This is a genomic window from Carboxylicivirga marina (assembly GCF_016612505.1).
In the GTDB taxonomy this organism is placed as follows: Bacteria; Bacteroidota; Bacteroidia; order Bacteroidales; family Marinilabiliaceae; genus Carboxylicivirga; species Carboxylicivirga marina.
In genome coordinates this window covers 84092-107725 of record NZ_JAENRR010000007.1, presented here as the reverse complement: position 1 = coordinate 107725, position 23634 = coordinate 84092, and the positions used below count along the sequence as shown (strand labels likewise).

At 36.0% G+C, this 23634-nt stretch carries 18 protein-coding genes; 10 read left to right on the top strand and 8 right to left on the bottom strand.

What is annotated here, in order from left to right; translation table 11 throughout:
* Positions 1 to 124 precede the first annotated feature (124 nt).
* Entirely contained in the window at positions 125 to 1156 is a 1032-nt protein-coding gene (locus JIV24_RS04645; protein WP_200463848.1) for an AI-2E family transporter, read from the bottom strand.
* Between the two features lie 751 nt (positions 1157 to 1907).
* Complete coding sequence (locus tag JIV24_RS04640; protein WP_200463847.1) at positions 1908 to 4028, bottom strand: M3 family metallopeptidase; 2121 nt, start codon at positions 4026 to 4028, stop codon at positions 1908 to 1910.
* Between the two features lie 425 nt (positions 4029 to 4453).
* Here JIV24_RS04640 and lipA point away from each other — a divergent pair, with 425 nt between their 5' ends.
* The 3 genes from lipA to recJ all read left to right on the top strand — a co-directional run bounded on the left by lipA (position 4454) and on the right by recJ (position 7882).
* The gene (lipA, locus tag JIV24_RS04635) at positions 4454 to 5326 is read left to right on the top strand and encodes a lipoyl synthase (RefSeq protein ID WP_200463846.1); all 873 of its coding nucleotides are present in this window, start codon (positions 4454 to 4456) and stop codon (positions 5324 to 5326) included.
* Positions 5326 to 6033, top strand: a complete 708-nt coding sequence (gene lipB, locus JIV24_RS04630; protein ID WP_200463845.1) for a lipoyl(octanoyl) transferase LipB — start codon at positions 5326 to 5328, stop codon at positions 6031 to 6033. The genes lipA and lipB overlap by 1 nt, the downstream gene beginning before the upstream one ends.
* 127 nt (positions 6034 to 6160) lie before the next feature.
* Positions 6161 to 7882 (top strand): single-stranded-DNA-specific exonuclease RecJ, encoded by a 1722-nt coding sequence (recJ, locus tag JIV24_RS04625; protein WP_200463844.1) that lies wholly within the window; start codon positions 6161 to 6163, stop codon positions 7880 to 7882.
* A gap of 523 nt (positions 7883 to 8405) precedes the next feature.
* Here the strand turns inward: recJ and JIV24_RS04620 are convergent.
* Positions 8406 to 10100 carry a Na/Pi cotransporter family protein gene (locus tag JIV24_RS04620; protein ID WP_200463843.1) on the bottom strand — a complete coding sequence of 565 codons (1695 nt, stop codon included), beginning with the start codon at positions 10098 to 10100 and terminating at the stop codon, positions 8406 to 8408.
* A gap of 301 nt (positions 10101 to 10401) precedes the next feature.
* Here JIV24_RS04620 and JIV24_RS04615 point away from each other — a divergent pair, with 301 nt between their 5' ends.
* The 3 genes from JIV24_RS04615 (at position 10402) to JIV24_RS04605 (ending at position 15869) form a co-directional block, all read left to right on the top strand.
* Entirely contained in the window at positions 10402 to 12648 is a 2247-nt protein-coding gene (locus tag JIV24_RS04615) for a GH92 family glycosyl hydrolase (RefSeq protein WP_200463842.1), read from the top strand.
* Between the two features lie 610 nt (positions 12649 to 13258).
* Positions 13259 to 14554 (top strand): O-acetylhomoserine aminocarboxypropyltransferase/cysteine synthase family protein, encoded by a 1296-nt coding sequence (locus tag JIV24_RS04610; protein ID WP_234445707.1) that lies wholly within the window; start codon positions 13259 to 13261, stop codon positions 14552 to 14554.
* Between the two features lie 118 nt (positions 14555 to 14672).
* Positions 14673 to 15869: a homoserine dehydrogenase gene (locus JIV24_RS04605; RefSeq protein ID WP_200463841.1), complete on the top strand. Its 1197-nt coding sequence runs from the start codon at positions 14673 to 14675 to the stop codon at positions 15867 to 15869.
* A 9-nt stretch (positions 15870 to 15878) separates the two neighbouring features.
* Here the strand turns inward: JIV24_RS04605 and JIV24_RS04600 are convergent, their stop codons facing one another.
* Positions 15879 to 16736 carry a cation diffusion facilitator family transporter gene (locus JIV24_RS04600; protein ID WP_200463840.1) on the bottom strand — a complete coding sequence of 286 codons (858 nt, stop codon included), beginning with the start codon at positions 16734 to 16736 and terminating at the stop codon, positions 15879 to 15881.
* A 47-nt stretch (positions 16737 to 16783) separates the two neighbouring features.
* Positions 16784 to 17917 (bottom strand): radical SAM family heme chaperone HemW, encoded by a 1134-nt coding sequence (hemW, locus tag JIV24_RS04595; protein WP_200463839.1) that lies wholly within the window; start codon positions 17915 to 17917, stop codon positions 16784 to 16786.
* 106 nt (positions 17918 to 18023) lie between these two features.
* Here hemW and JIV24_RS04590 point away from each other — a divergent pair, with 106 nt between their 5' ends.
* Positions 18024 to 18446, top strand: a complete 423-nt coding sequence (locus JIV24_RS04590) for a VanZ family protein (RefSeq protein ID WP_200463838.1) — start codon at positions 18024 to 18026, stop codon at positions 18444 to 18446.
* Here JIV24_RS04590 and JIV24_RS04585 read toward each other — a convergent pair.
* Genes JIV24_RS04585 through rpiB form a run of 3 tightly spaced genes read right to left on the bottom strand, consistent with a single transcriptional unit; the run spans position 18436 to position 20744 of the window.
* Positions 18436 to 18879, bottom strand: coding sequence for an RrF2 family transcriptional regulator (locus JIV24_RS04585; RefSeq protein WP_200463837.1), 444 nt, complete (start codon positions 18877 to 18879; stop codon positions 18436 to 18438). The two genes, JIV24_RS04590 and JIV24_RS04585, sit on opposite strands and share 11 nt — an antisense overlap.
* A 45-nt stretch (positions 18880 to 18924) precedes the next feature.
* Complete coding sequence (locus JIV24_RS04580; protein WP_200463836.1) at positions 18925 to 20295, bottom strand: lactate utilization protein B; 1371 nt, start codon at positions 20293 to 20295, stop codon at positions 18925 to 18927.
* An 11-nt stretch (positions 20296 to 20306) separates the two neighbouring features.
* Positions 20307 to 20744, bottom strand: coding sequence for a ribose 5-phosphate isomerase B (rpiB, locus tag JIV24_RS04575; RefSeq protein ID WP_200463835.1), 438 nt, complete (start codon positions 20742 to 20744; stop codon positions 20307 to 20309).
* A gap of 457 nt (positions 20745 to 21201) precedes the next feature.
* Between rpiB and nadA the strand changes: the two genes are divergently transcribed.
* Genes nadA through ruvB form a run of 3 tightly spaced genes read left to right on the top strand, consistent with a single transcriptional unit; the run spans position 21202 to position 23632 of the window.
* Positions 21202 to 22197 carry a quinolinate synthase NadA gene (nadA, locus tag JIV24_RS04570; RefSeq protein WP_200463834.1) on the top strand — a complete coding sequence of 332 codons (996 nt, stop codon included), beginning with the start codon at positions 21202 to 21204 and terminating at the stop codon, positions 22195 to 22197.
* A gap of 23 nt (positions 22198 to 22220) precedes the next feature.
* Positions 22221 to 22610 (top strand): response regulator, encoded by a 390-nt coding sequence (locus tag JIV24_RS04565; protein ID WP_200463833.1) that lies wholly within the window; start codon positions 22221 to 22223, stop codon positions 22608 to 22610.
* An 8-nt stretch (positions 22611 to 22618) separates the two neighbouring features.
* Complete coding sequence (gene ruvB / locus JIV24_RS04560) at positions 22619 to 23632, top strand: Holliday junction branch migration DNA helicase RuvB (protein WP_200463832.1); 1014 nt, start codon at positions 22619 to 22621, stop codon at positions 23630 to 23632.
* The last annotated feature ends 2 nt before the right edge of the window (positions 23633 to 23634 follow it).

Here is a 23634-nt window from a genome sequence, read left to right as displayed (position 1 = left end):
ATACCTTTCGCACACAAGGCTATTGGTGCAACCAAAAACAGATACAAACATTTAAAAACGAGTGAGCCTGACACTAACCAGGTGCCAGACTATCAACATTACAACTAACCTTATTATAGTTATATTAATTCTTCCCACTAATAATGCTTGAAATCACTTTATAGCGTGGAAACTGGTCGAGGCAAATTTTAGCAAATACAGTTAAAGGAATAGAGAGTATTAACCCCGGTATTCCCCATATATAACCCCACAGCATTAACATCACCAAAATGACAATGACGTTAACCGAAAAGGTTTTCCCCATCATAACAGGCTCTAGCACGCCACCCATTACAGCCTGTACTGCTATAATTGTCAATATAAAAAACAGCAAGGTGCCTGTCGGATCTAATTCCACGAGCGCAAATAAAGAAAGTAAAACCACCGAAACAATGGAGCCGATCATCTGAACAAAGTTGATGGCAAAGGCAAACAAACCCCAGAAAATGGGAAAGCTCACATCGAAAAATACGCAAGCCAAACTAAAGCCAAGTCCGGTTAACAGACTAATGACAAACTTAACCTGTACAAACTTAATGATGTCCTTTTCAACCTGACGAAAGGCTTTAACGGATGAATACTTCACTTTAAACAAAGTAGAGTTCATGAGCTTCTGAAAATTCATTGACCCCGTTAGTAGCAATACCACAAAAAAGGCAGTGGTCAGTGTTAGTGACAATGAACTGCCAATAAAATCAATGGTCATGCTTATATTATTCAGCATGTTATTACCCTTAAAGTAATGACTGAAAACCGTTTCGCCCTGTACACGTGTAATACCAAAGAAATCTTCAATAGAAACAATAACACCAACCAGCTTTTCTTCCGCCATTTGAAAAAACTGATTGTCAGCCGAAAGAATCTCCTGACTGGATAATTTAATCAGTTCGCCACCAACCTTAAAAATGCCCGTTATCATCATCACAACTATGAGAATACTAATGGCTTTTGGTACTTTCTTTTTTGATAACCATCGCATGATTGGCAGAAACAACAAAGAAATAAACATCGCCATTACCAACGGCACAAATATAAAAGAGAGGACTTTTAGCAGGTAGAAAATAAAAGGAATGACTAGTATTAGTAATAATCTGTTAGTGGTTTTTTGGTCGTTCATCGAAATACTTCTAAGTCAAAATTAAGCATTGCAAAGATAAGTGATTAATGCCAAACAATAATTGCTTTAACACTATACCGAAATCATTAATGAGCTTTAACATTCATCGGATTATGGCCTGATTTTTATTCATGAACATCAATTTATCGTCATTTCCCTGGCATTTCTCTTAGTTGACCATATAGAAATCTTATTTTTTACATAAGAATCATTTATTACCTCAAAAATGTCATTAATGACGACATATAAATGACGCAAAACCCGATATTTCTGAAACTAAACCTCATTTTTTTGACAGATAACGCCTTTTTAATCACACTTTCCCTAAAATTAATGACTGATAACCGCATAAAAATCATGTGCAACCTTCTGTAAATCACTCATGCCCATTCAGAAATCATTCATGACCACGTAAAAATCATTCATGACCACAATTTTTTGACTCATACCCACAATACTTTCATTGATGACAGGTACTTTGTCATTTTTGTGTGGGAGTGAGCCGTTTATTATTGGAAATGCATCAAAAATAAATGGGTAATCGTCATTTTCTTTAGGGATACAATCAAAAACATGCAGCCATCTGTCGTTTATAAGGGGCTATTTATCAAACACAAACAACTAGTACATTATCACTCATTTGAATTTGTAAGTAATGTAATTTTAATCAACAGTCATTTCTATTCAATAAAAATGGCCACCTCATTACAAGGTGGCCATTTCAGTTATTGTTGATTGGATATGAGAGTTCTTAATCTAATCCTCGCTGACGAAGCAATGCTTCAATTTTCGGCTCACGACCACGGAAGTTCTTATACATCTCCATCGCTTCTACTGTACCTCCTCTTTCAAGGATATTTTTACGAAACGAAGTAGCTGTTGCCTGATCATATAAGCTGGTTTCTTTAAATGCTTCAAAAGCATCAGCATCTAGCACAGCCGACCAAATGTAGCTGTAGTATCCGGCTGTATAACCGCTACTGGCAAAAATGTGCATAAAGTAAGTTGACTTATAACGTGAAATAATCTCTGGCATTAAACCAATACCGGCTAAATAGTCTTCTTCAAACTTATTCACATCAAGTTTCTGCTCTTTTGTTTGTGTATGGTAATTCATATCTAACAAAGCAGCAGCTAAGTATTCAGTTGTGGCAAAGCCCTGGTTAAAGTGTGCGCTATTCTTTAATTTCTCAACTAACTCATCAGGAATAACCTCACCTGTTTTGTAATGACGAGCATATTCTTTCATTACTTCAGCATCACCGGCCCAGTTTTCCATTACCTGCGATGGTAATTCAACAAAATCGCGAGGAACCGAAGTACCTGCCAGGCCTTTGTAATTACAATCACTCAAGAGCTGGTGTAAACCATGCCCAAACTCGTGGAACAAGGTAGAAGCTTCATCAAAGCTTAATAAAGCTGGCTTATCCCCCACAGGTTTAGAAAAATTACATACGATCGTAACTACCGGAGGTACATTATCACCATTTTCACGATGTTGCTTGCGGAAAACACCACACCATGCACCTTGCTTCTTAGTGGCACGTGGATGCCAATCCATGTATAAAATACCTTTGTGCGAACCGTCAGCTTCAGTTACTTTAAAAACCTGTGCATCGGCATGAGGCTTAGGAAACTCAGTGGTGATTTCTTCAAACTGAAGTCCCCATAACTTGGTAGCAACAGCAAAAGACCCATCACGTACATTGTTTAACTCAAAATACGGACGTACTTCATTCTCATCCAGATTGTATTTTTCCTGACGTACTTTCTCAGCATAGTACCACCAATCCCAAGAAGCTAATTCGAAACCACCTTTTTCACGGTCGATGATTTTTTGCATATCTGCAAGCTCTTTCTTAGCCACTGGAATAGCACGAGCCCAAAGCTCCTCAAGCAAACCATATACTTTATCGGTTGTGTTAGCCATGCGCTCTTCCAATACATAATCGGCATAGTTGTTATACCCTAACAAGTTGGCTTTCTTAACGCGAAGGTTTACAATCTCTTCGATAATTAGTTTGTTATCAAACTCGTTACCATTGTTGCCACGCATGAAGTAACCTTTGTATAACTGCTCTCGTAAATCACGCTTATCAGCATATGATAAAAATGGTAACATGCTTGGCTTCTGAGTAGTGAATACCCATTTGCCTTCCATTCCCATTTCATTAGCCGTTTCGGCAGCACCAATTACTGATGACTCAGGCAAACCAGCTAAATCAGCTTTATTCTCAATCACTAACTTAAAGTTGTTAGTCTCTTTCAAAACATTGGTCGAAAATGAGTTATAAAGTTCTGAAAGACGCGAGTTGATTTTTCTTAACTCCACTTTCTCATCTTCCTCTAAACTAACACCACTACGTACAAATCCCTTGTAAGTATCTTTTAGCAACATTTGCTGCTCACCTGTTAAAGTTAAAGCATCTTTTTGCTCATAAACAGCTTTCACTCTTTCAAATAAAGCTGGGTTTAAGCTGATGTCATCACCATGTGCGCTCATCTTTTTTCCAACTTCGGAAGCAATAGCCATAATACCTTCAGTACCATGTGCCGATTTTAAACTGTAATACACCGACATCACTTCTGATAACATCTTACCAGCTTCATCTAAAGCCACAATGGTGTTTTCGAATGACGGTGCTTCTGTATTATTAATAATCGCGTCTACCTCAGCTTTGTGTTCCGCCATCGCTTTGTCAATTGCCGGCATGTAATGCTCTGGCTTTATCTGCTCAAATGGAGGCACATTAAAGGGCGTATCATACTTACTAAAAAACGGGTTTTCCACGCTTGTTTCTGTTTTTTGTGGCGACTGGCATGCGCTAAAAGCAAATACCATGGCCAACGAAAGCAATAAAAATTGTCTCATCTGTCGTTAATTTATATTATTGAGTTTCTATCGGTTGTTTTTTTATTTTGAAGTGTCGCAAGATAAATAAAATGGGATGACTTATGACATAACAAAAGTCAGTTTTACATATGTCGTGCAACACATTATGCCATTTCTATCATAAAATGAGCTATAGATTACTTTGCTTACTAGAATGGTAAATACCGTTGCATCAATAAAGAGCGTTATCGAAACATAGCTGAAAATAAGGCCTGTTTTATTGACCAAACAGTAGCATTTTACGTTTAACCATGATGAACAATGTTCGAAATCCGCTGTTCTGATTCGGTAGGTTGAAATTCAGAATGATACTCAACTTTCGAAAATCGAAATAACCCTCATTTTTTAGACCATATTTTTTAAGTAATATTGCCGCAATGTAAAGGCTTAAATAAGAAGATAGCATGGTGAAGATTAAGAGCAAAATAGTAAAACCAGACTGGCTTAAAATACAACTCCCTAATACTAGTGATTATAAATGGATGCATAATACCATCCGCGATAATAAACTGCACACTATTTGTACCAGTGGTAAATGTCCAAATGCGGCAGAATGCTGGGCTGCTGGAACTGCTACTTTTATGATATTGGGTGATATTTGTACCCGCGCCTGTAAGTTCTGCAATGTAAAAACAGGTAAGCCCGATGCCGTTGATATTAAAGAGCCGTTGCGCATTGCACGCTCAATTCAAATCATGAAGTTAAAGCATGCCGTTATCACCTCGGTCGATCGCGATGATTTGGAAGACGGAGGTGCTGGTGTTTGGGCACAAACCATCACCAAAACTAAAGAACTGAATCCGAATACTACAATGGAAGTGCTAATACCAGATTTTAACGGTTTACACCACTTGATTCAGCAAGTTATGGATGCCAAACCCGAAGTAATTTCGCACAACCTGGAAACTGTTCGTCGATTAACACCACAAATACGAACCAAAGCTAAATATGATTTAAGCTTAAAGGTTTTAAAATACATTGCCGATGGTGGCATGGTAGCCAAGTCGGGTATTATGCTTGGCTTGGGCGAAAAAGAAGAAGAGGTTTTTGAAACCATGGATGATCTGCTTGAGGCTGGTGTAACCGTTATGACCATTGGCCAATACCTGCAACCAACAAAAAACCACTTACCTGTTTCTGAGTACGTAAGCCCCGAACAATTCGAAAAATATAAACAAGTAGGCCTCGAAAAGGGTTTTAAATACGTCGAAAGCGGCCCGATGGTGAGATCATCATACCATGCCGAGAAACACATTAATGCTTTAAAAAACCAATAATGGACAACAAACATACCGTATTTAAAGACCTTGGTTCGAGCGACTACAAAGACGTTTGGGACTATCAGGAGAAATTATTTTCTGAAGTTGTTGATGTAAAACTACACAATCGCGATAATCCTAAAGATGAAAAACAGATTACCAACCATTTGTTATTTGTAGAACATCCACATGTATATACTTTGGGTAAAAGTGGTGTGCAAAACAATTTGCTGATAAACGATCAGTTTCTAAAACAGATAAATGCCACATTTTACAAAATAAACAGGGGAGGAGATATCACTTATCACGGACCGGGGCAGCTAGTAGGTTATCCAATTCTTGATTTAGAAGCATTAGACTTAACGGTTAAAACATATATTCATAAATTAGAAGAAGCCATTATTCAAACATTGGCCGACTATAACATTACCAGCGAGCGCCTTGACGGAGCCACTGGTGTATGGATAGATACGCAAATACCTGGAAAATCGCGCAAGATTTGTGCAATAGGCGTAAAAGCCAGCCGTTATGTATCTATGCATGGCTTTGCATTAAACATCAATACCGACTTATCGTATTTTAATCATATAAATCCATGTGGTTTTGTTGATAAGGGTGTTACATCTATGGAAAAGGAATTAGGTCGAAAACTAGACATGCAAGAGGTAAAAGACAATCTGCTTGGCAAATTATCTGATCTTTTTGAATGGCAATTAAATAAGTGAGCACAAATAACATAGCGTTATTTATTAATCATTGGAAATTAATTTTTATTAACAATTGCACTTTCGGCTTTTGATTTAAGATAAATTTTCGAAAAATTTATGCTCTTAAATGGGCTAAAACAGGGAGATGGAAAAAAGGTGGAGCATAAAACCCGAAAGTGATGACGAAACAATCAATCACTTATCAGAGGTATTACATATCAATCGTGTATTGGCAAACCTGCTTGTACAAAGAGGAGTTTCCAATTACGATGAGGCTAAAGCTTTTTTTCGTCCCAAACTAACTGACCTTCATAATCCTTTTTTAATGAAGGATATGGAAGAGGCGGTTCACCGCATTGTAAAGGCTTTCGATAACAATGAAAAAATTCTTATTTATGGCGATTACGATGTTGATGGTACTACCAGTGTATCATTGGTTTACTCCTTCTTAAGCCTTCACTACAATCAAATTGATTATTATATACCTAACCGTTACGAAGAAGGTTATGGTATTTCATACAAAGGCATTGATTTTGCAGCCGACAATGGTATCACCCTCGTAATAGCGCTTGACTGCGGTATTAAAGCTGTTGAAAAAATGGATTATGCCCGTGAAAAAGGCATTGATTTTGTTATTTGCGACCACCATACACCAGGTGATGTTTTACCAAATGCAGCAGCTTGTCTCGATCCAAAACGTCCGGATTGTAATTATCCTGATAAAAACCTATCGGGATGCGGTGTTGGATTTAAATTAATGCAAGGTTTTTGTCGATACAATGATTATAAGGAATCGCAGCTATATGATTTAGTTGATTTAGTAGCTGTAAGTATTGCATCAGATATTGTTCCCATCGTAGGCGAAAATCGCATCTTAGCCTATTATGGTCTTGAAAAACTAAATTCTAATCCGGGTATTGGCTTAAAATCCATCATTAAAATTGCCGGTATGGAAGGCCGGGAAATTACCATCAGTGATATTGTATTTAAAATTGGCCCACGCATTAATGCGGCTGGCCGAATTGATGCAGGAAGCGATGCCGTAGACTTGCTGGTTAGTCGTGATTCGGGTAATGCAGGCTTAATGAGTAAAGATATTGACGAATGCAACGAAACACGTAAAGATCTGGATAGAAGCATTACCGTTGAAGCACACGATTTAATTGCAACGAATCCTGAATTATTAGCCAAAAAATCAACCGTACTTTATAATAAAGACTGGCACAAAGGAGTGATAGGTATTGTGGCCTCTCGTCTTACCGAATCCTTTTATCGTCCAACGGTTATTCTAACAGAATCAAAGGGATTTGCCACCGGCAGTGCACGCTCTGTTGATGGCTTCGATTTGTATAAAGCCATTGAGTCATGTAGTGATTTACTCGAAAACTTTGGTGGTCATATGTACGCAGCCGGTCTCACTTTAAAGATTGAAAACATACCTGAATTCCAGCGTCGTTTCGAGCAGTTTGTAGAAGATAATATCTTACCAGAGCAACTAATTCCACAAATTGAAATTGATTCAAAATTACACTTGAAAGATATCAATTCTAAGTTCTATCGCATATTGAAACAATTCCGACCATTTGGTCCTGGAAACATGAAACCTACATTTTCTTCTGAACGTGTATTCGATTATGGTACCAGTAAATGTGTTGGTAAAGATCGCGATCATCTTAAATTGGAGATTATAGAAGAACATTCAGCGGCCATCAAACAAGGTATCGCTTTTTCCATGGGAAGTATTATTGATAGCATCAAATCAAACGACCCATTTGATATCTGTTACACGGTTGAAGAAAATGTCTATAATGGTGTTACTACTTTACAAGTGATGGTGAAAGATATAAAATTTCCATATTCGGAATAAGTCTTGTTTTGAATCAGTATAAATAAGCTATTTCGATAATTATTCAAATTCCAAGCTCAAACAGGGGGTATCTTACAAAAAACCTCTTTTAAAGTCAATATTGTAAAATTCTAAGGGGTTAATCTTTATAAAATATATTTTAACAATTTTTTACATCTACTTTTTAGGGGTTAGTTTCTAGATTTGTAGAATACTACAATCCAATATATTAACTCTGAGTTAATTACATCTTATTTTTTCTTAAACGATATGAATCACGAATGACATTTTTATATATATTTAACACGTGAAAGTTAAGCCCTTTCCCTTATATCAGATAAAATCCAGATGAAAAAAGGTTCGGTTCAGCCGGACCTTTTTGCGTATATATACTTCTCGTCCGGCTATACAAAGGTTTTCATACTACAATACTTCTTTGGCTCTTCGTAATTAAACTCTATGGTATTCAATTCACAGTTTATTAGTTGGTATAAAACAAAAAATCCCGCCAATTAGCGGGATTTTCTATTGTAAAATATTTCTTCTACTGCGGATTCACCTCTGACAAGGCTTCCGTTACATTAATTACATAATCAGCCAATTTCTCACATTCCGAGAATAAATCATTAAATATAATACCTGCTTCGTAAGCATAAACACCATTCTTTAAATTATCAAGGTGCTCCACTTTAAGCTGATTGCGATAATTATTAATTTCATCCTCAAGCTGCTTGGCTTTAGTTAAATGAATATCTTCGTTGGCATCATCCAGGTTCGATATCATTACTTCTAAAGAAGCATCAACCAAATTAAACATTAAATCAAGCTTCTTAAGTATGTCCTCATCGAACTTAACACTGGCATTACGCATGCGATTAATCGTCTTAGCCAGATTATAGTTACAATCTCCAATACTTTCCAGGTCATCAACAAGCTTAAGCATAGATCGAACGCGTTTACGTCCTACATCACTTAATTTACCCTGATTAACCTGTGACAGGTAATTAGCTATTTCAACCTCTATATTATCACAAATACCTTCATATTTCTCAATACGGGCAAACTGTTTACTAAACTTACTGTCTTTATTTTGATTCATCAGCTTACGTATGAATCCAAACATTTTATGACTGTGTTTCCCAAATGAGTGAACCTCTTTACGAGCTTGTAAAATCGAAAGCTCAGAAGTCGATAACATACCAGTGGTAATAAACTTCAACCTAAATTCTTCTTCTTCCATTTCAGATGCAGGCACCATTTTAACAACAGCTTTGTTAAAAAGTGGCACAAACCAGATGAATATCAATACATTTAACACATTAAAGGATGTATGAAAAATAGATAAGGCCGTTGGAATAGCAGCCACAGACTCACTAGGTGAAACACCATTACTTTTTAAAACGAATCCATCAATTGTTTCGACGAACCAAGGGAATAACATTAACATCCAAGTAACACCTAAGAGGTTAAACAGTAAATGTACTCGAGCTGCCCGTTTGGCCGATACATTACCAACAGCAGCAGCGATATTTGCAGTAATGGTTGTTCCAATATTTTCCCCCATCACCATTGCCGCAGCAATTTGAAAATCAATCCAACCTTGACTACACATAACAAATGTGAGTGCCATCGTTGCGCTTGATGACTGAATTACAACAGTTAGTATAGTTCCTATAAAAAGAAAAATAAGTGTTGAACCAAAACCTAAATTGGTATAATGCTGAAGGAAGCTTAAAACTTCAGGACTCTCTTTAATGTTAGGAACAGATCCCTTGAGATATTCTAAGCCTAAAAATAGTAATGCAAAGCCTACTAAAAATTCACCCCAAGAACGGCGTGAAGAATTTTTTGAAAAAATTAGAGGTAATCCCAAACCAATTAAAGGAAGAGCAAAAGCACTAATTTTTACTTTAAATCCGAGCAAAGTAATCATCCAACCTGTAATGGTGGTTCCAATATTTGCCCCCATAATAACACCAATGGATTCCACTAGTGATATTAATCCGGCATTCACAAAACTTACCACCATTACGGTTGTAGCCGAAGAAGACTGAATAATAGTGGTTACCAAAAAGCCCGTTAATACGCCCAAAAAGCGATTCGATGTCATAGCGGATAAAATCTTTCGCATACGATCACCAGCAACCTTTTGCAAGGCCTCGCTCATCATCTTCATCCCGAAGAGAAATAACCCCAATGAACCAATAAGGGTTAATAAATCAAAAAGTGAGTAATTCATAATTAGTTGTAAAGCAGAGGTAACACCTCTTCAATAATACATAGATTCTACATCCCAAATTCGAGCCCAAAGATGTGATTTTTTTTATTTTATTAATATTCAGATAACTTTTATTTAAGGCTTTTTTAACATTAATTCCTCCATTTTAGAATCGGTCTAATTAAAATCATCTATTTACTTTTCATAATAGCTTCAAGTACATAGATAGTATACCAATTTGAACCTCTATCTACCTTTACTATGCACCCTGAATATTTTCTTTGTATTTTAATACGAAGTATCTGATTTAAAATTTATTAATATGAAAACCACGAACACAATATTAATACTTGTAGTTGCCTTGTTTTACGTTTCATGTTCTAACAATAAAGTTCAGAATGAAAGACTTACATCGCTTGTAAATCCATTTATGGGAACCGATGGTCCTGGAAATACGTACCCAGGTGCAACGGTGTCATTTGGTATGGTACAGTTAAGCCCCGATCATGGCATACCGGGCTGGGATAGAATCGCAGGTTATTTTTATCCAGACACCATTATAACAGGTTTTAGCCATATGCACCTAACGGGAACAGGAGCGGGCGACTTATATGATATATTAGTTAGTCCGATAAACTCGAAAGCAACTAAAACACTTAAAGAAAATGGTTATCGACCTTATAGCACGTTTTCACATGATAATGAACAGGCCGAGCCAGGTTATTATCAAGTGTTTTTGCAAGATTATGGTATTAATGCTGAACTAACTGCTACCAAACGAACAGGTATTCATCAATACACTTTTCCGGAAGATGATAACTCAGGTTTTATCATTGACTTAGGTTACTCTTTAAACTGGGATGCGCCAACCGATACTTATTTAAAAGTGATTGATGATACAACCATTGAAGGTTATCGTTTCTCAAAAGGCTGGGCTAAAGATCAGCGGGTGTTTTTTACGGCTAAATTTTCAAAACCATTTACCTCGTTCGAACTGTATAACAACAATGAGAAGGAAAATACCAGAAATACAAAGGGGAAAAACACAAAAATAATAGTGCAGTTTGCCACCTCAAACCAGGAGAAAGTTATCGTTAAAGTAGGTGTTTCGTCGGCATCAAATATAGGTTCAACAAAAAGCATAACGGTAGAAGCAGCGCATAACGACTTTGATAGGTATCGACAGGAAGCTTCTAACACATGGGAAGAAGAATTGAGTAAGATCAGCATAACATCGAATAATGAGACGAATAAAAAAACATTTTACACAACACTCTATCAATCGATGCTGGCTCCAACACTGTTTAGTGATACTGATGGCCATTACAAAGGTGCAGATGGCAAATATCATCATGCCGAAGGGTACGATAAGTATGATACATTTTCACTCTGGGACACATTTAGGGCTGCTCACCCATTATATACCATCATGCACCCTGAGCGTGTTAAAGATTTTGTAAGTAGCATGCTGAGTCATTACGAGCAAACAGGTCTTACGCCAGTATGGCCGATGCAGGGGAATGAAACAGATATGATGATTGGTTATCATGCGATTCCGGTAATTGTTGACGCTTATTTTAAGGGTTTACTGAATGAATTTGATAGCGATCTGTTATTTGAAGCCTGTAAATCAAATGCAATGGATGACGCACATGGTATTAAAGAATATCGCGAATTAGGTTATGTGCCCGTTTCTTATGACCATGAAAACTGGTCGGTATCAAAAACATTAGAATATGCCTACGATGATTGGTGCATTGCTCAATTAGCCAAAGATTTAAACAAAACGGATGATTACAACTACTTTCTAGAAAGAGCGAATAATTGGAAAAGCCATTACGATAATGAATCATCATTTATGCGCCCGAAAAAAGCAGATGGCAAATTTATCAGTGATTTTATAGCCAAAGATTATACCGATCATTTCTGTGAAAGTAATGCATGGCACTACTTCTGGTTTGTTCCACATAACATTCAGGGCTTAATCGATATCACAGGCGGCTCAAATCGCTTCGAAGAAAAGTTGGATAGTATGTTTACGTATTATCCTAAAGATGATGATAAACTACCGATATTTAGCACAGGTATGATTGGCCAATATGCTCATGGTAATGAGCCTAGCCATCATGTAGCTTATCTTTACAATTATTTTGGTAAAGCCTGGAAAACACAAGAACGCGTCAGAGAAATTCTGGAAACGCAATATGCACCAGTTCCTGATGGACATTGTGGAAACGAAGATTGTGGTCAAATGTCATCCTGGTATACTTTAAGCTCACTTGGCTTTTATCCGGTTAATCCGGCAGATGGTATTTATGTAATAGGAACACCTTTATGGGACTCAGCATCAATTAATCTACCAAATAATAAATCGTTTGAAATTACCTGTTCCAATACATCAGATAAGAATATCTATATACAATCTGTCAAATTAAATGGTCAGGAATTAAAGCGATGTTTTATTACTCATCAGGAAATTATTAACGGAGGGCAATTGGAGTTTGAGATGACAAATAAGCCTAATAAGCAGTTATGGAATTCCAAGGAAGCATTTCCGCCATCGTACTAAAATAAAAAAGCCAATTGGAGTATGATTCTGGCATACTTCAATTGGCTTTAAATCCTACAAGGCCAAACTTAAGGCAATAATTGAAAGTATAAAAATCTGTAAAATCAGAAATCTTACCGGAATATCAATACTTCTTGCCCAGTGTTTAACGGTTAATAAACTTCGAGTCATCATAGCAATTTGGGTTTAGCTAAATATTTTAGCAATTAACAACTATACAACTCCCGATTCCAAATATTAAGACGTAACATCGGGAATAAGGTTGCGTTAATACGCATATTTTTTTCACCTATCACTCTCATCTAATTTAACGCATTGATTTACTAATTATTATAAATCAATTAAAAAACTATTCAATATCTATTTGAATTTAAGAGTAAATTCTCTTTATTTGTAATCAATGAAAAAGCAATTATTTCATATTACTTCTACAGCCTTAAATACAACAAATGTATTTAAGAACGCTTCTCATATGATGATGTGTATGATGATGACGCGCTAAGTGTCACAACGCATCGTATCTGATAATCAAAAAAATATTTAGTACAGACCGGTGCGTTGAGCACAGGTAGAGGTTAAAGTAAAACATTAACCATAAAAACTAAATATCATGTCAGATTTAAAATTTGAAACATTACAATTACATGCGGGTCATGAAGTAGATGAAACAACACTTTCGAGAGCTGTACCGCTTTATCAAACCAGCTCGTTTTTGTTTAAAGACTCAGAACACGCAGCTAATCTTTTTGGCTTAAAAGAATTTGGCAACATCTACACACGCATTATGAATCCAACCACCGATGTGTTTGAAAAACGTATTGCGGCACTTGAAGGCGGAGTAGGAGCACTGGCCGTATCATCGGGCCAGGCCGCACAGTTTATTGCCTTAACCAATTTTCTGGAGGCTGGTGATAATTTCGTGTCTACATCGTATTTATACGGTGGAACTTACAACCAATTTAAAGTTCAATTTAAACGATTAGGCATTAAAGTAAAATTTGTTGAAGGAGATAATCCTCAGGATTTTGAATCAGCCATTGATGCCGAAACAAAAGCCATTTACATTGAAACAATAGGTAACCCACAGTTTAACATTCCTGATTTTGAAGCCATTGCAGCCATTGCTAAAAAGCACGAAATACCATTAATCGTTGATAATACTTTTGGTACCGCAGGTTACTTGTTCCGACCATTGGAGCATGGTGCCAATATAGTTGTTGAGTCGGCTACCAAGTGGATTGGCGGCCATGGTACATCCATTGGTGGTGTAATTGTTGATGGTGGTAACTTTAATTGGGGCAATGGCAAGTTTCCATCATTTACCGAACCTTCTGAAGGTTACCATGGCTTAAAATACTGGGAAGTATTTGGTGCCGATAGCCAGTTTGGTAATATTGCCTTCATCATCAGAGCAAGAGTAGAAGGCTTGCGCGATTATGGCTCAGCCTTAAGTCCATTCAATTCTTTCTTACTAATTCAAGGATTAGAAACTTTATCATTACGTGTTGACAGACATGTCAGCAATGCACTGACGATTGCACAGTGGCTCGAGAATCATCCACAAGTTGACTATGTGAAGTACCCTGGATTAGAATCAAGTCCTTACCACAATCTGGCTAAAAAATACCTTAAAAGAGGATTTGGAGGAGTAATGAGCTTCAAAATAAAAGGTGATGCAGCTGCCGCTGATAAATTTATCAATAACTTATCACTCATTAGTCATTTGGCCAATATAGGTGATGCAAAATCATTAATTATTCACCCTAGTTCTACTACACACGAGCAACTTAGTATTGAAGAACAAAAAGCATCAGGCGTTGAACCAGGTCTTTTACGTTTATCAGTTGGTATCGAGCATATCGATGATATTAAAGGTGATTTAGAATCAGCTTTTTCTAAATTATAAGTATGACAACAAACCATCTGATGCACTCAAACATTGGATGGTTTGTAATTTACTGTACATTTGTGAAGCAAAACAAAAACCAACAACGAATTCCTTTAATTCGTAGAAACAAAAAACCATGAAGCAAAAACTCAACATCGGCCTGTTTGGCTTTGGTGTAGTAGGGCAGGGGCTTTACGAAGTATTAAAAACCAGTCCGGCATTCGATTCCGAAATATCAAAAATATGTGTTAAGAACAAAAAAAGTCGTTCACTCCCAGATCAATATTTTTGTTATAATCCTGATGATATTTTAGACGATCCGAATATCAATACAGTTGTTGAACTGATTGATAATGCTGACGAAGCCTATCACATTGTAAAAAAAGCCCTTAAAAAAGGGAAGCATGTGGTATCAGCCAATAAAAAAATGTTGGCCGAAAACATGGCTGAAATGATTCAGTTGCAGAAAGAAAACAAGGTTTCGCTTTTATATGAAGCATCAGCCTGTGGAAGCATACCCGTGATTCGTAACCTCGAAGAATACTACGATAATGACCTTCTGCTTTCTGTTACAGGTATTTTAAATGGTTCATCTAACTACATTCTTTCTAAGATATTTGACCACAACCAATCTTACGATTCTGCCTTAAAAGATGCTCAGGATTTAGGCTTTGCCGAGAGTGATCCTACATTTGATGTAGAAGGCTTTGACGCACTATACAAGCTCATTATCTTAACCGTACACAGCTTTGGTTCAGTTATCGATCCTGAAGATGTTTTGACCTATGGTATTTCAAATATATCTGATTTTGATATTCAGTATGCGCGTGAAAAGCGCTACAAAATAAAGCTCGTTGGCCAGGTGGAGCGTCTGGAAGGCAACAACATTACTTTATTTGTTCTTCCGCGCTTTGTGCGCAAAGATAAATACATTTATAGTGTTGAAGATGAATTCAATGGTGTTGTTATAAAAGGAAAAGCCTACGATAAGCAGTTTATGTTTGGAAAAGGTGCCGGGGCACATCCAACAGGTTCTGCGGTATTATCAGACATTACTGCATTGGCACACAATTATGCCTACGAGTATAAAAAAATGAACTACGCCAATGATTTTAACTACTCAAAAGAACATCAGGTAGAATTATACCTAAGGTATTCTGATGATTCAGTTTTGAACAAGTTTAATTTCCAGTCAATTACCGAAGAATACAAAGGGCAGGAGTACAGTTATAAAATTGGCTTTATTAAACTGGCAGATTTGCTTAATATAAAAAATGAGTTACGAAGTTTAGATATCTTCATGAGCATTACCGGAAAGTCTCTAAATTACTAATATAAAAAACTATACATCCAACGAATCAATATGCACGGTAGCTTGTATATTGGTTCGTTTTTTTATGAGTATTTCATAAGAAGTGGCTATTTCATGCGCTTCATGAATACTTAAAGTTCCGGGTAATCGAATATGAAAGGTCATTTCGGTATGGTTACCATATTGATGCACCAAAAAATGGTGTGGATACATTTCAAATTCAGAGACTTCTTTGGCCAACAATACTATTTCATCTCTTAATTCATTATCGATACCTTCACCAAGAAGATGACTAATATTCTCTTTAAGAATTGAATAGGTAGTATAAAACAAGAGCAAAGAAACGATAATTCCAAGCACACCATCTATCCACCAATAATATCTACCAATAAAAATACCGACCAATATTACCAATGATGAAATCGCGTCAGATCGATGATGCCAACCATCAGCTATCATCGATTTTGAATTCGTTCGTTTGCCTATAATAATAGAATATTGCGCCATAAATTCCTTCACTAATAAAGAAACAATAGTAACCACTACAGCAATGGTTCCATATTCTACTTCACTCTTAGTCTGCAGTTTAACAATGGATTCTTTCAGAAAACTAAAACCAATTATAGCCAGTAACATTCCAACTATAATTGAGGCTATTACTTCTGCGCGTCCGTGGCCATATGGGTGTTCCTCATCAGCTGGCTTAGCCGAAACTTTAAGACCAATAAGAACTGCAACCGAAGAAATACTATCGCTTAATGTATGCCATGCATCGGCAATAATAGCTACAGAAGAGCTTACAATACCGGCCCACAGTTTAATGGCGAATAAAAATATATTTAAAAAGATAGAGCCAAAAGTAGCTTTAATACCTGCCTTATTTTCCATTGAATTGGTTTTACTTCATGGATTAGACAATTTTTAAAAGACTTTGTTTAATCTTCATCAACGAAAAAGAAATCAGAAATTATGCGATCAGTTATCATTTTACGATTGTCAGCAACCTTACAGAATCCATCTTCAAGCATGACATTATTACTACTAATCTGACGCTTTAATTCCTTATTAAAGAATGTGCAAATAGTCGTATTAAAACCATCAAGTAGCGACATATTAAAGCCATACTTTGTTCTTAATCCGAGCATAATTAATTCATTATATCGGTCAATTTCCTTGAGTTCTTCCTTTTCAAAATAAGTTTCATTACCCTCTAAAGCAGTAATGTATTTTCTCACATCTCTTACATTCCAACTACGGTTTTTACCATCAAAAGCATGTGCCGATGGTCCTAATCCCAGGTATTTTTGCCCAGTCCAGTAATTACTATTATGCTTTGACTCAAGACCCGGTAGTGAAAAATTAGAAATCTCATAATGTTCAAAACCAGCACAGGAAAGTTCTTTAACCAGGTAATCAAATTGCTTAACACTCGATTCCTCAGGTACTTCCTGTAACTTTCCTTTTTTCAGGTAATCATAGTACAAAGTACCTTTTTCGAAAGTTAGATGATAAGCCGAAATATGCTGAACACCACTTTCAATGGCCATTTGAACATTGCGTTCCCACTCTTCAAAAGTCATGTATGGTAGACCGTAAATGAGGTCGATACTCAAATTAGTAATGCCATTTTCTTTGGCAATACGAATGGCTTCTTTTGCCTGCTTAGCATTATGTCTGCGATTCATTTTACGTAAATGAACATCATAAAAACTTTGAATGCCCATACTTAAACGATCAACACCAAGGTCAACAAGTCCACCAATGTATTCGTCACTGACATCATCCGGATTTATTTCAAGAGTGAACTCTTGTAAATGCTTTAAAGATGAATGCTTTTTAATGGCCTTAATAATAACTGTAATCTCTTCAACTTTTATGGTAGATGGTGTACCTCCACCAAAATAAATGGTTTGGATGTCTTCATTTAACAAAAAAGAACGATTAAGTTCTATTTCTTTACAAAGAGCTTTAATATATTCGTCCTTGAATTGTTGATCGGTGGTTTTGTAAAAATCACAATATGAACATCGTGTATAACAAAACGGAACATGTATGTAAATGCCTGCCATTACTAGGATTGTTTCACGTGAAACACTGAGGAACAATGTTTTATTAACGCGTTATCAACAGTTTTTAAACAAAAAAAACAATAGTTATTAACACTAATAATTAAAAATGTACTATTTTAAAAAATACCACAAAACATTAAGTATTATTTTCATTATTACGGTATTGAGCTTGGTTAATACTGCTCGCATAAAACCCGATAACCTGCCAATAATACCACATTTCGATAAAATTGTTCACTTCTTAATGTACTTCACGCTGGGGTTTATATTTATGTTTGAATATTACATTCACCATCATAAAACCATTAAGCGAATTTCTAAAATTTTAATTCTTCCGCTTATTTATGGTGGTTTGATGGAAATTCTGCAATATTCGATTACTCCTTACAGAAGTGGAGACTGGTGGGATATGCTGGCTAATTCATGCGGTATATTCTCAGCATTTGTAGCTGTGGCTTTTTTTAGGAATAACACCTTTTTACGAAAATGGATGTTATTCCCATTAAAACAACCAATGTTTAAAGCTTAATGTAATCTGATTTTTCTTCCATATTAGAAAGAATTTTTGCAATCGTTTCATTTGAAAAGAAATCATACATCTGCTTTCGGATGGAACTGTACTGATCATGAACAGGACAAGCATAACCACCATCACTATTACTTTTACATGAATGCATACCTATTAAACAATTGGTAAATACATCACTACCATCAATAATAGAAACAATATCAAACAATGTAATTTCTTCAGGAGAACGACCAATACTAAAACCTCCATGCGGCCCCTTGGTACTTTTAAGCAATTTTTGCTTGGCCAGGCTTTGAAGTATCTTTCCTAAAAATGGTGTAGGAATATCTAAGTCTTTGGATATTTGCTTAATACCAATCTTCTTCCCATCCTCATCATTTACAGCTAGATATATAACGGCACGGATGGCATATTTACATGTATTTGATAACATTTGTATTGAGTTTGTGGCTAAGGTAATAAAATCATTAAAAAACCTTTATCTCTTTATCTTCTTTTTCCACTCTTGATTAAATGTTTTTGGCGCAAATGGTGATAAAGTTTTGTGTGTACCTACTAGTTTTGGAAAGAATAATCGTGTAAAAAACGTTTTTACAAAACCACCAAATAAATTCATTGTACGACGACTTGACAATGTATTATAAAGCCCTGTATTAATACTTTTATCAGAAAATGATTGATTGGCCTGGGCTTTTTGCCGGTTATGTAATAAAAGATTAGTTAATGGTATTTTAACGGGACATACTTCATCACACTTACCACACAACGAAGAAGCGAAACTCAGGTGGTTATATTCATCAAAGCCTTTAAAATGAGGGGAAATAACAGAACCAATCGGACCACTATAAGTGGTATTATAAGTGTAGCCTCCAATATTTTTATACACAGGACAGCCATTTAAACAAGCACCACAGCGAATACATTTTAGAGATGCCTTTAAAGTATCTTTCTGATAAACCTCGGAGCGTTTGTTGTCTAATAAAAATATTAACATTCGCTCAGGACCATCTGTTTCTGTTGTCTGCTTAGGACCAAAAAATAAATTACTATAAACAGTTAGTTGTTGACCAGTACCATGCGAAGCCAATAAGGGCCAAAATAAAGGTAAGTCCTTAATTCCTGGAATTACTTTTTCGATACCTGCAATAACAATGTGTATTTTTGGAAAAGATGCTGATAAAAAAGCATTGCCTTCATTCTCAGTGACCGCAACAGCACCTTCTTCGGCACACAGAAAGTTGGCACCGGTAATACCTACATCAGCGTTTATAAATTTGGTTCGCAGTAATTGTCGCACAAAATCGGTGAGTGCTTCCGCCGACAAATTCTCATCGGTATTAAAATGCTGATGAAAAAGTTCAGCAATATTCTGCTTGGATTTGTGCATGGCTGGTGTTACTATATGATATGGCTTCTCACCAGCCACCTGCACAATAAATTCTCCTAAATCTGTTTCTACAGATTCAATACCTATATTTTCAAGGTGATGATTGAGTTCTATTTCTTCAGTCACCATTGATTTACTTTTTACAAGCATTTTAGTTTGCTCATCTTGTAAAACAGTGGTTAGTTGATTGATTATTTGCTGACTATTTTCGGCCCAAAATACTTCAGCGCCATTATTCTGAGCATTACGTTCAAACTCAACCAAATAATCAGGTAGGTATTCTATAACCTTATCCTTTATGATAGATGCCCTTAGTTTAGCCTCTTTGAGATTTGAATAACGAGCCTTACCAACAGTAACTGCAGCATCGTATTTCGACATATTAAAATGAATAATACGACGATGATTCAAATCACCAGCAATAATACCGGCATCACTTTTAAAGGATTTAACTTTACTCAACGGCAATAGTTTTAAACAGGTATTTTATCAATACGTTTTTGATGACGACCACCTTCAAAAGCAGTATTAACAAACTTATCAACAATACTAATAGCATCTTCTTCTGATACGTAACGACCTGGAACAGTGCAGATATTAGCATCATTGTGCAACCTTGCCATTTCAGAGATTTCAACAGACCAACATAAGGCTGCTCTAATCCCCTGGTGCTTGTTAACAGTCATGTTAATACCATTTCCACTACCACAAACAGCAATGCCAATTTCGAATTCATTATTTTCAACGGCCGATGCCATCGGGTGGGCGTAGTCTGCATAATCAGTACTATCCTCTGAATGAGTACCAAAGTCTTTTACCTCAATACCCTTGCTTATTAAGTGTTTTTTGATGGCCTCTTTAGCTGGGTAACCAGCATGATCGGCAGCTAATGCTATTGATTTGAATATCATGTTGTTTTTTTTGCAAAGATAACGATGCTAAGCGCATTTAAAAACATGTTAAAAAACCTGTTCTTTAATGTTAAAAACTTGTGAAAAGCATTTGATTAATTTTTAAAAATAATGCTTGATTTTCTATCAAATAATTACAATACAAGCATACTATTGAATAATTGCTGTTGGTAAACGTATTATTTTGATACGATTTTTAAACCGTTTTTAACCCTGCTTTGAACATTAACAAACAAAGAAATTATTAAATTTGAACCCTATTAACAAATTGTTGATAGGATTAAAAAGCGTATTATTATCAGTAAATTAAGTGGTTTTACCCTTGTTAATAAATGGTTAGTAAAGGTTGATCTCAATATAAAAACTCTACAAACAAAGTTTTTGAAAAAAAAATACTAACCTTGCTAACAGGATATTATTATTACTATAGTTTTTAAATTACTTTCTATATATAGATATGAATATAAAAGATAGTTGGTTGAAAAGTGGATATGTGAACGAATCGGTTCCAACTAATATCGATATTAAAAAAGAAATTGTTCGATTGAAAGAGGAGAAGGACGCTATTATAATGGCCCATTTCTATCAAACGAACGAGATTCAGGACATCGCAGACTTTGTTGGGGATAGTTTAGCTTTAGCACAAAAAGCGGCCAAAACTGACGCTAAAATCATTGTTTTAGCCGGTGTGCACTTTATGGGGGAAACGGCTAAAATATTATCGCCCTATAAAACGGTACTTGTACCTGATTTAAATGCGGGTTGTAGCTTAGCTGATAGTTGTCCGCCAGAAGCGTTTAAAGCTTTCGTTGATAAGCATCCTGATCACACCGTTTTAACCTATGTAAATACAACTGCTAAGATTAAAGCCTTATCTGATATTGTAGTAACATCAACCAACGCTAAAAATATAGTAGATAGTTTACCTAAGGACGAAAAGATTATTTTTGGTCCGGATAGAAACCTTGGAAATTACCTGAATAGTATATCGGGACGTGAAATGGTTTTATGGGATGGTGCCTGTCATGTGCATGAAAAATTCTCAGTTGAGAAAATTGTTGAATTAAAAGCTGAGCATCCGGATGCAGTTGTTTTAGCACATCCAGAATGTAAAAAACCATTATTATTGTTAGCCGATTTTATTGGAAGTACAGCTGCCTTACTTAAGCACTCCATTAGTTCTGACGCTAATAAGTTTATTGTGGCTACCGAATCAGGTATCATTCATCAAATGCAAAAAGAAAGTCCTGAAAAGGTTTTTATTCCTGCACCACCAAATGATTCAACTTGTGCTTGTAATGACTGTGAATACATGAAATTAAATTCATTGGAAAAATTATACAATGCACTAAAATATGAATGGCCTTCAATTGATGTTGATGAAGAAATAAGGAAAGATGCGGTGAAACCTATTAATCGAATGTTAGAGATATCGAAAAAAGCCGGCCTTTAAAACATACTACAACCTAACCTGGAATGGAAAAACTTGAACAACCTATATCTGTTTTATTAGTTGAGGATAATGTTTTAAATCAAAAACTTATCTTCTTAAATTTATCTAAATACGGATTCAAAATTGATATTGCTAACCATGGGCGCGAAGCTTTGGAAAAATTAGAACACGGTCAGTATGACTTAATTTTAATGGATTTAATGATGCCTATAATGGATGGTTTAGAAACGACGGTAGCTATCCGCGCTAAGGAAAAAGTTTCCAATGAGCATATGCCAATTGTAGGTTTAACCGCTAACACATATGATGCCGATCGAGAAAAATGTTTATCGTATGGTATGGATGAATATATGGCTAAACCTTTCGATTTGCAGGAGTTTTTCTCTAACCTTAAAAAATTAAATATTATCTAATCAACTATATGAGTTTCGACATAAGAGAAAGTGGGGATACAGAAAAAGAGTTGGAGAAGGCATTGCGCCCCCTCTCTTTTGATGATTTTAAAGGGCAGGATAAAATTGTCGAAAATCTTGAAATATTCGTTCAGGCAGCTAAGATGCGTGGCGATGCTTTGGATCATGTATTATTGCATGGACCACCGGGATTGGGAAAAACAACCCTTTCAAATATTATTGCACATCAGCTTGGGGTTGGATTTAAATTAACGAGTGGACCTGTGTTAGATAAACCCGGTGATTTAGCAGGTATTTTAACAAGCCTTGAAGAGAATGATGTGCTTTTTATTGATGAAATTCATCGCTTAAGTCCGGTTGTTGAAGAATACCTCTATAGTGCCATGGAGGATTTTAGAATTGATATTGTTATCGATAAAGGTCCTGGAGCACGAAGCATACAAATTGACTTAAATCCATTTACTTTAATTGGTGCTACCACACGAAGTGGATTACTTACCGCTCCGTTGCGTGCACGCTTTGGAATCAACAGCCACCTTGAATATTATAATGCTGAAACTATATCTCATATCATTGAACGTTCAGCAGATATTCTGGAAGTTAGAATTCATCAAAATGCGGCCGATGAAATAGCACGCCGTAGTCGTGGAACACCTCGTATTGCTAACGCACTATTACGTCGTGTGCGTGACTTTGCACAGGTTAAAGGTGATGGTACTATTAATTTGGATATTAGTAAAATAGCTCTTAATGCATTAAACATTGATACCTTTGGTTTGGATACCATGGATCATAAAATACTGCTAACTTTGATTGATAAATTTAATGGTGGTCCCGTTGGTGTTAATACCATTGCAACAGCTGTTGGTGATGATGCTGGAACAATTGAAGAAGTATATGAACCTTTTTTAATAATGGAAGGTTTTATCAAAAGAACTCCTCGTGGAAGAATGGCAACAGCGCATGCTTACGAACATTTAGGACGCGAAACTAACTTAAACCAGGGAACCCTATTTTCTTAGTA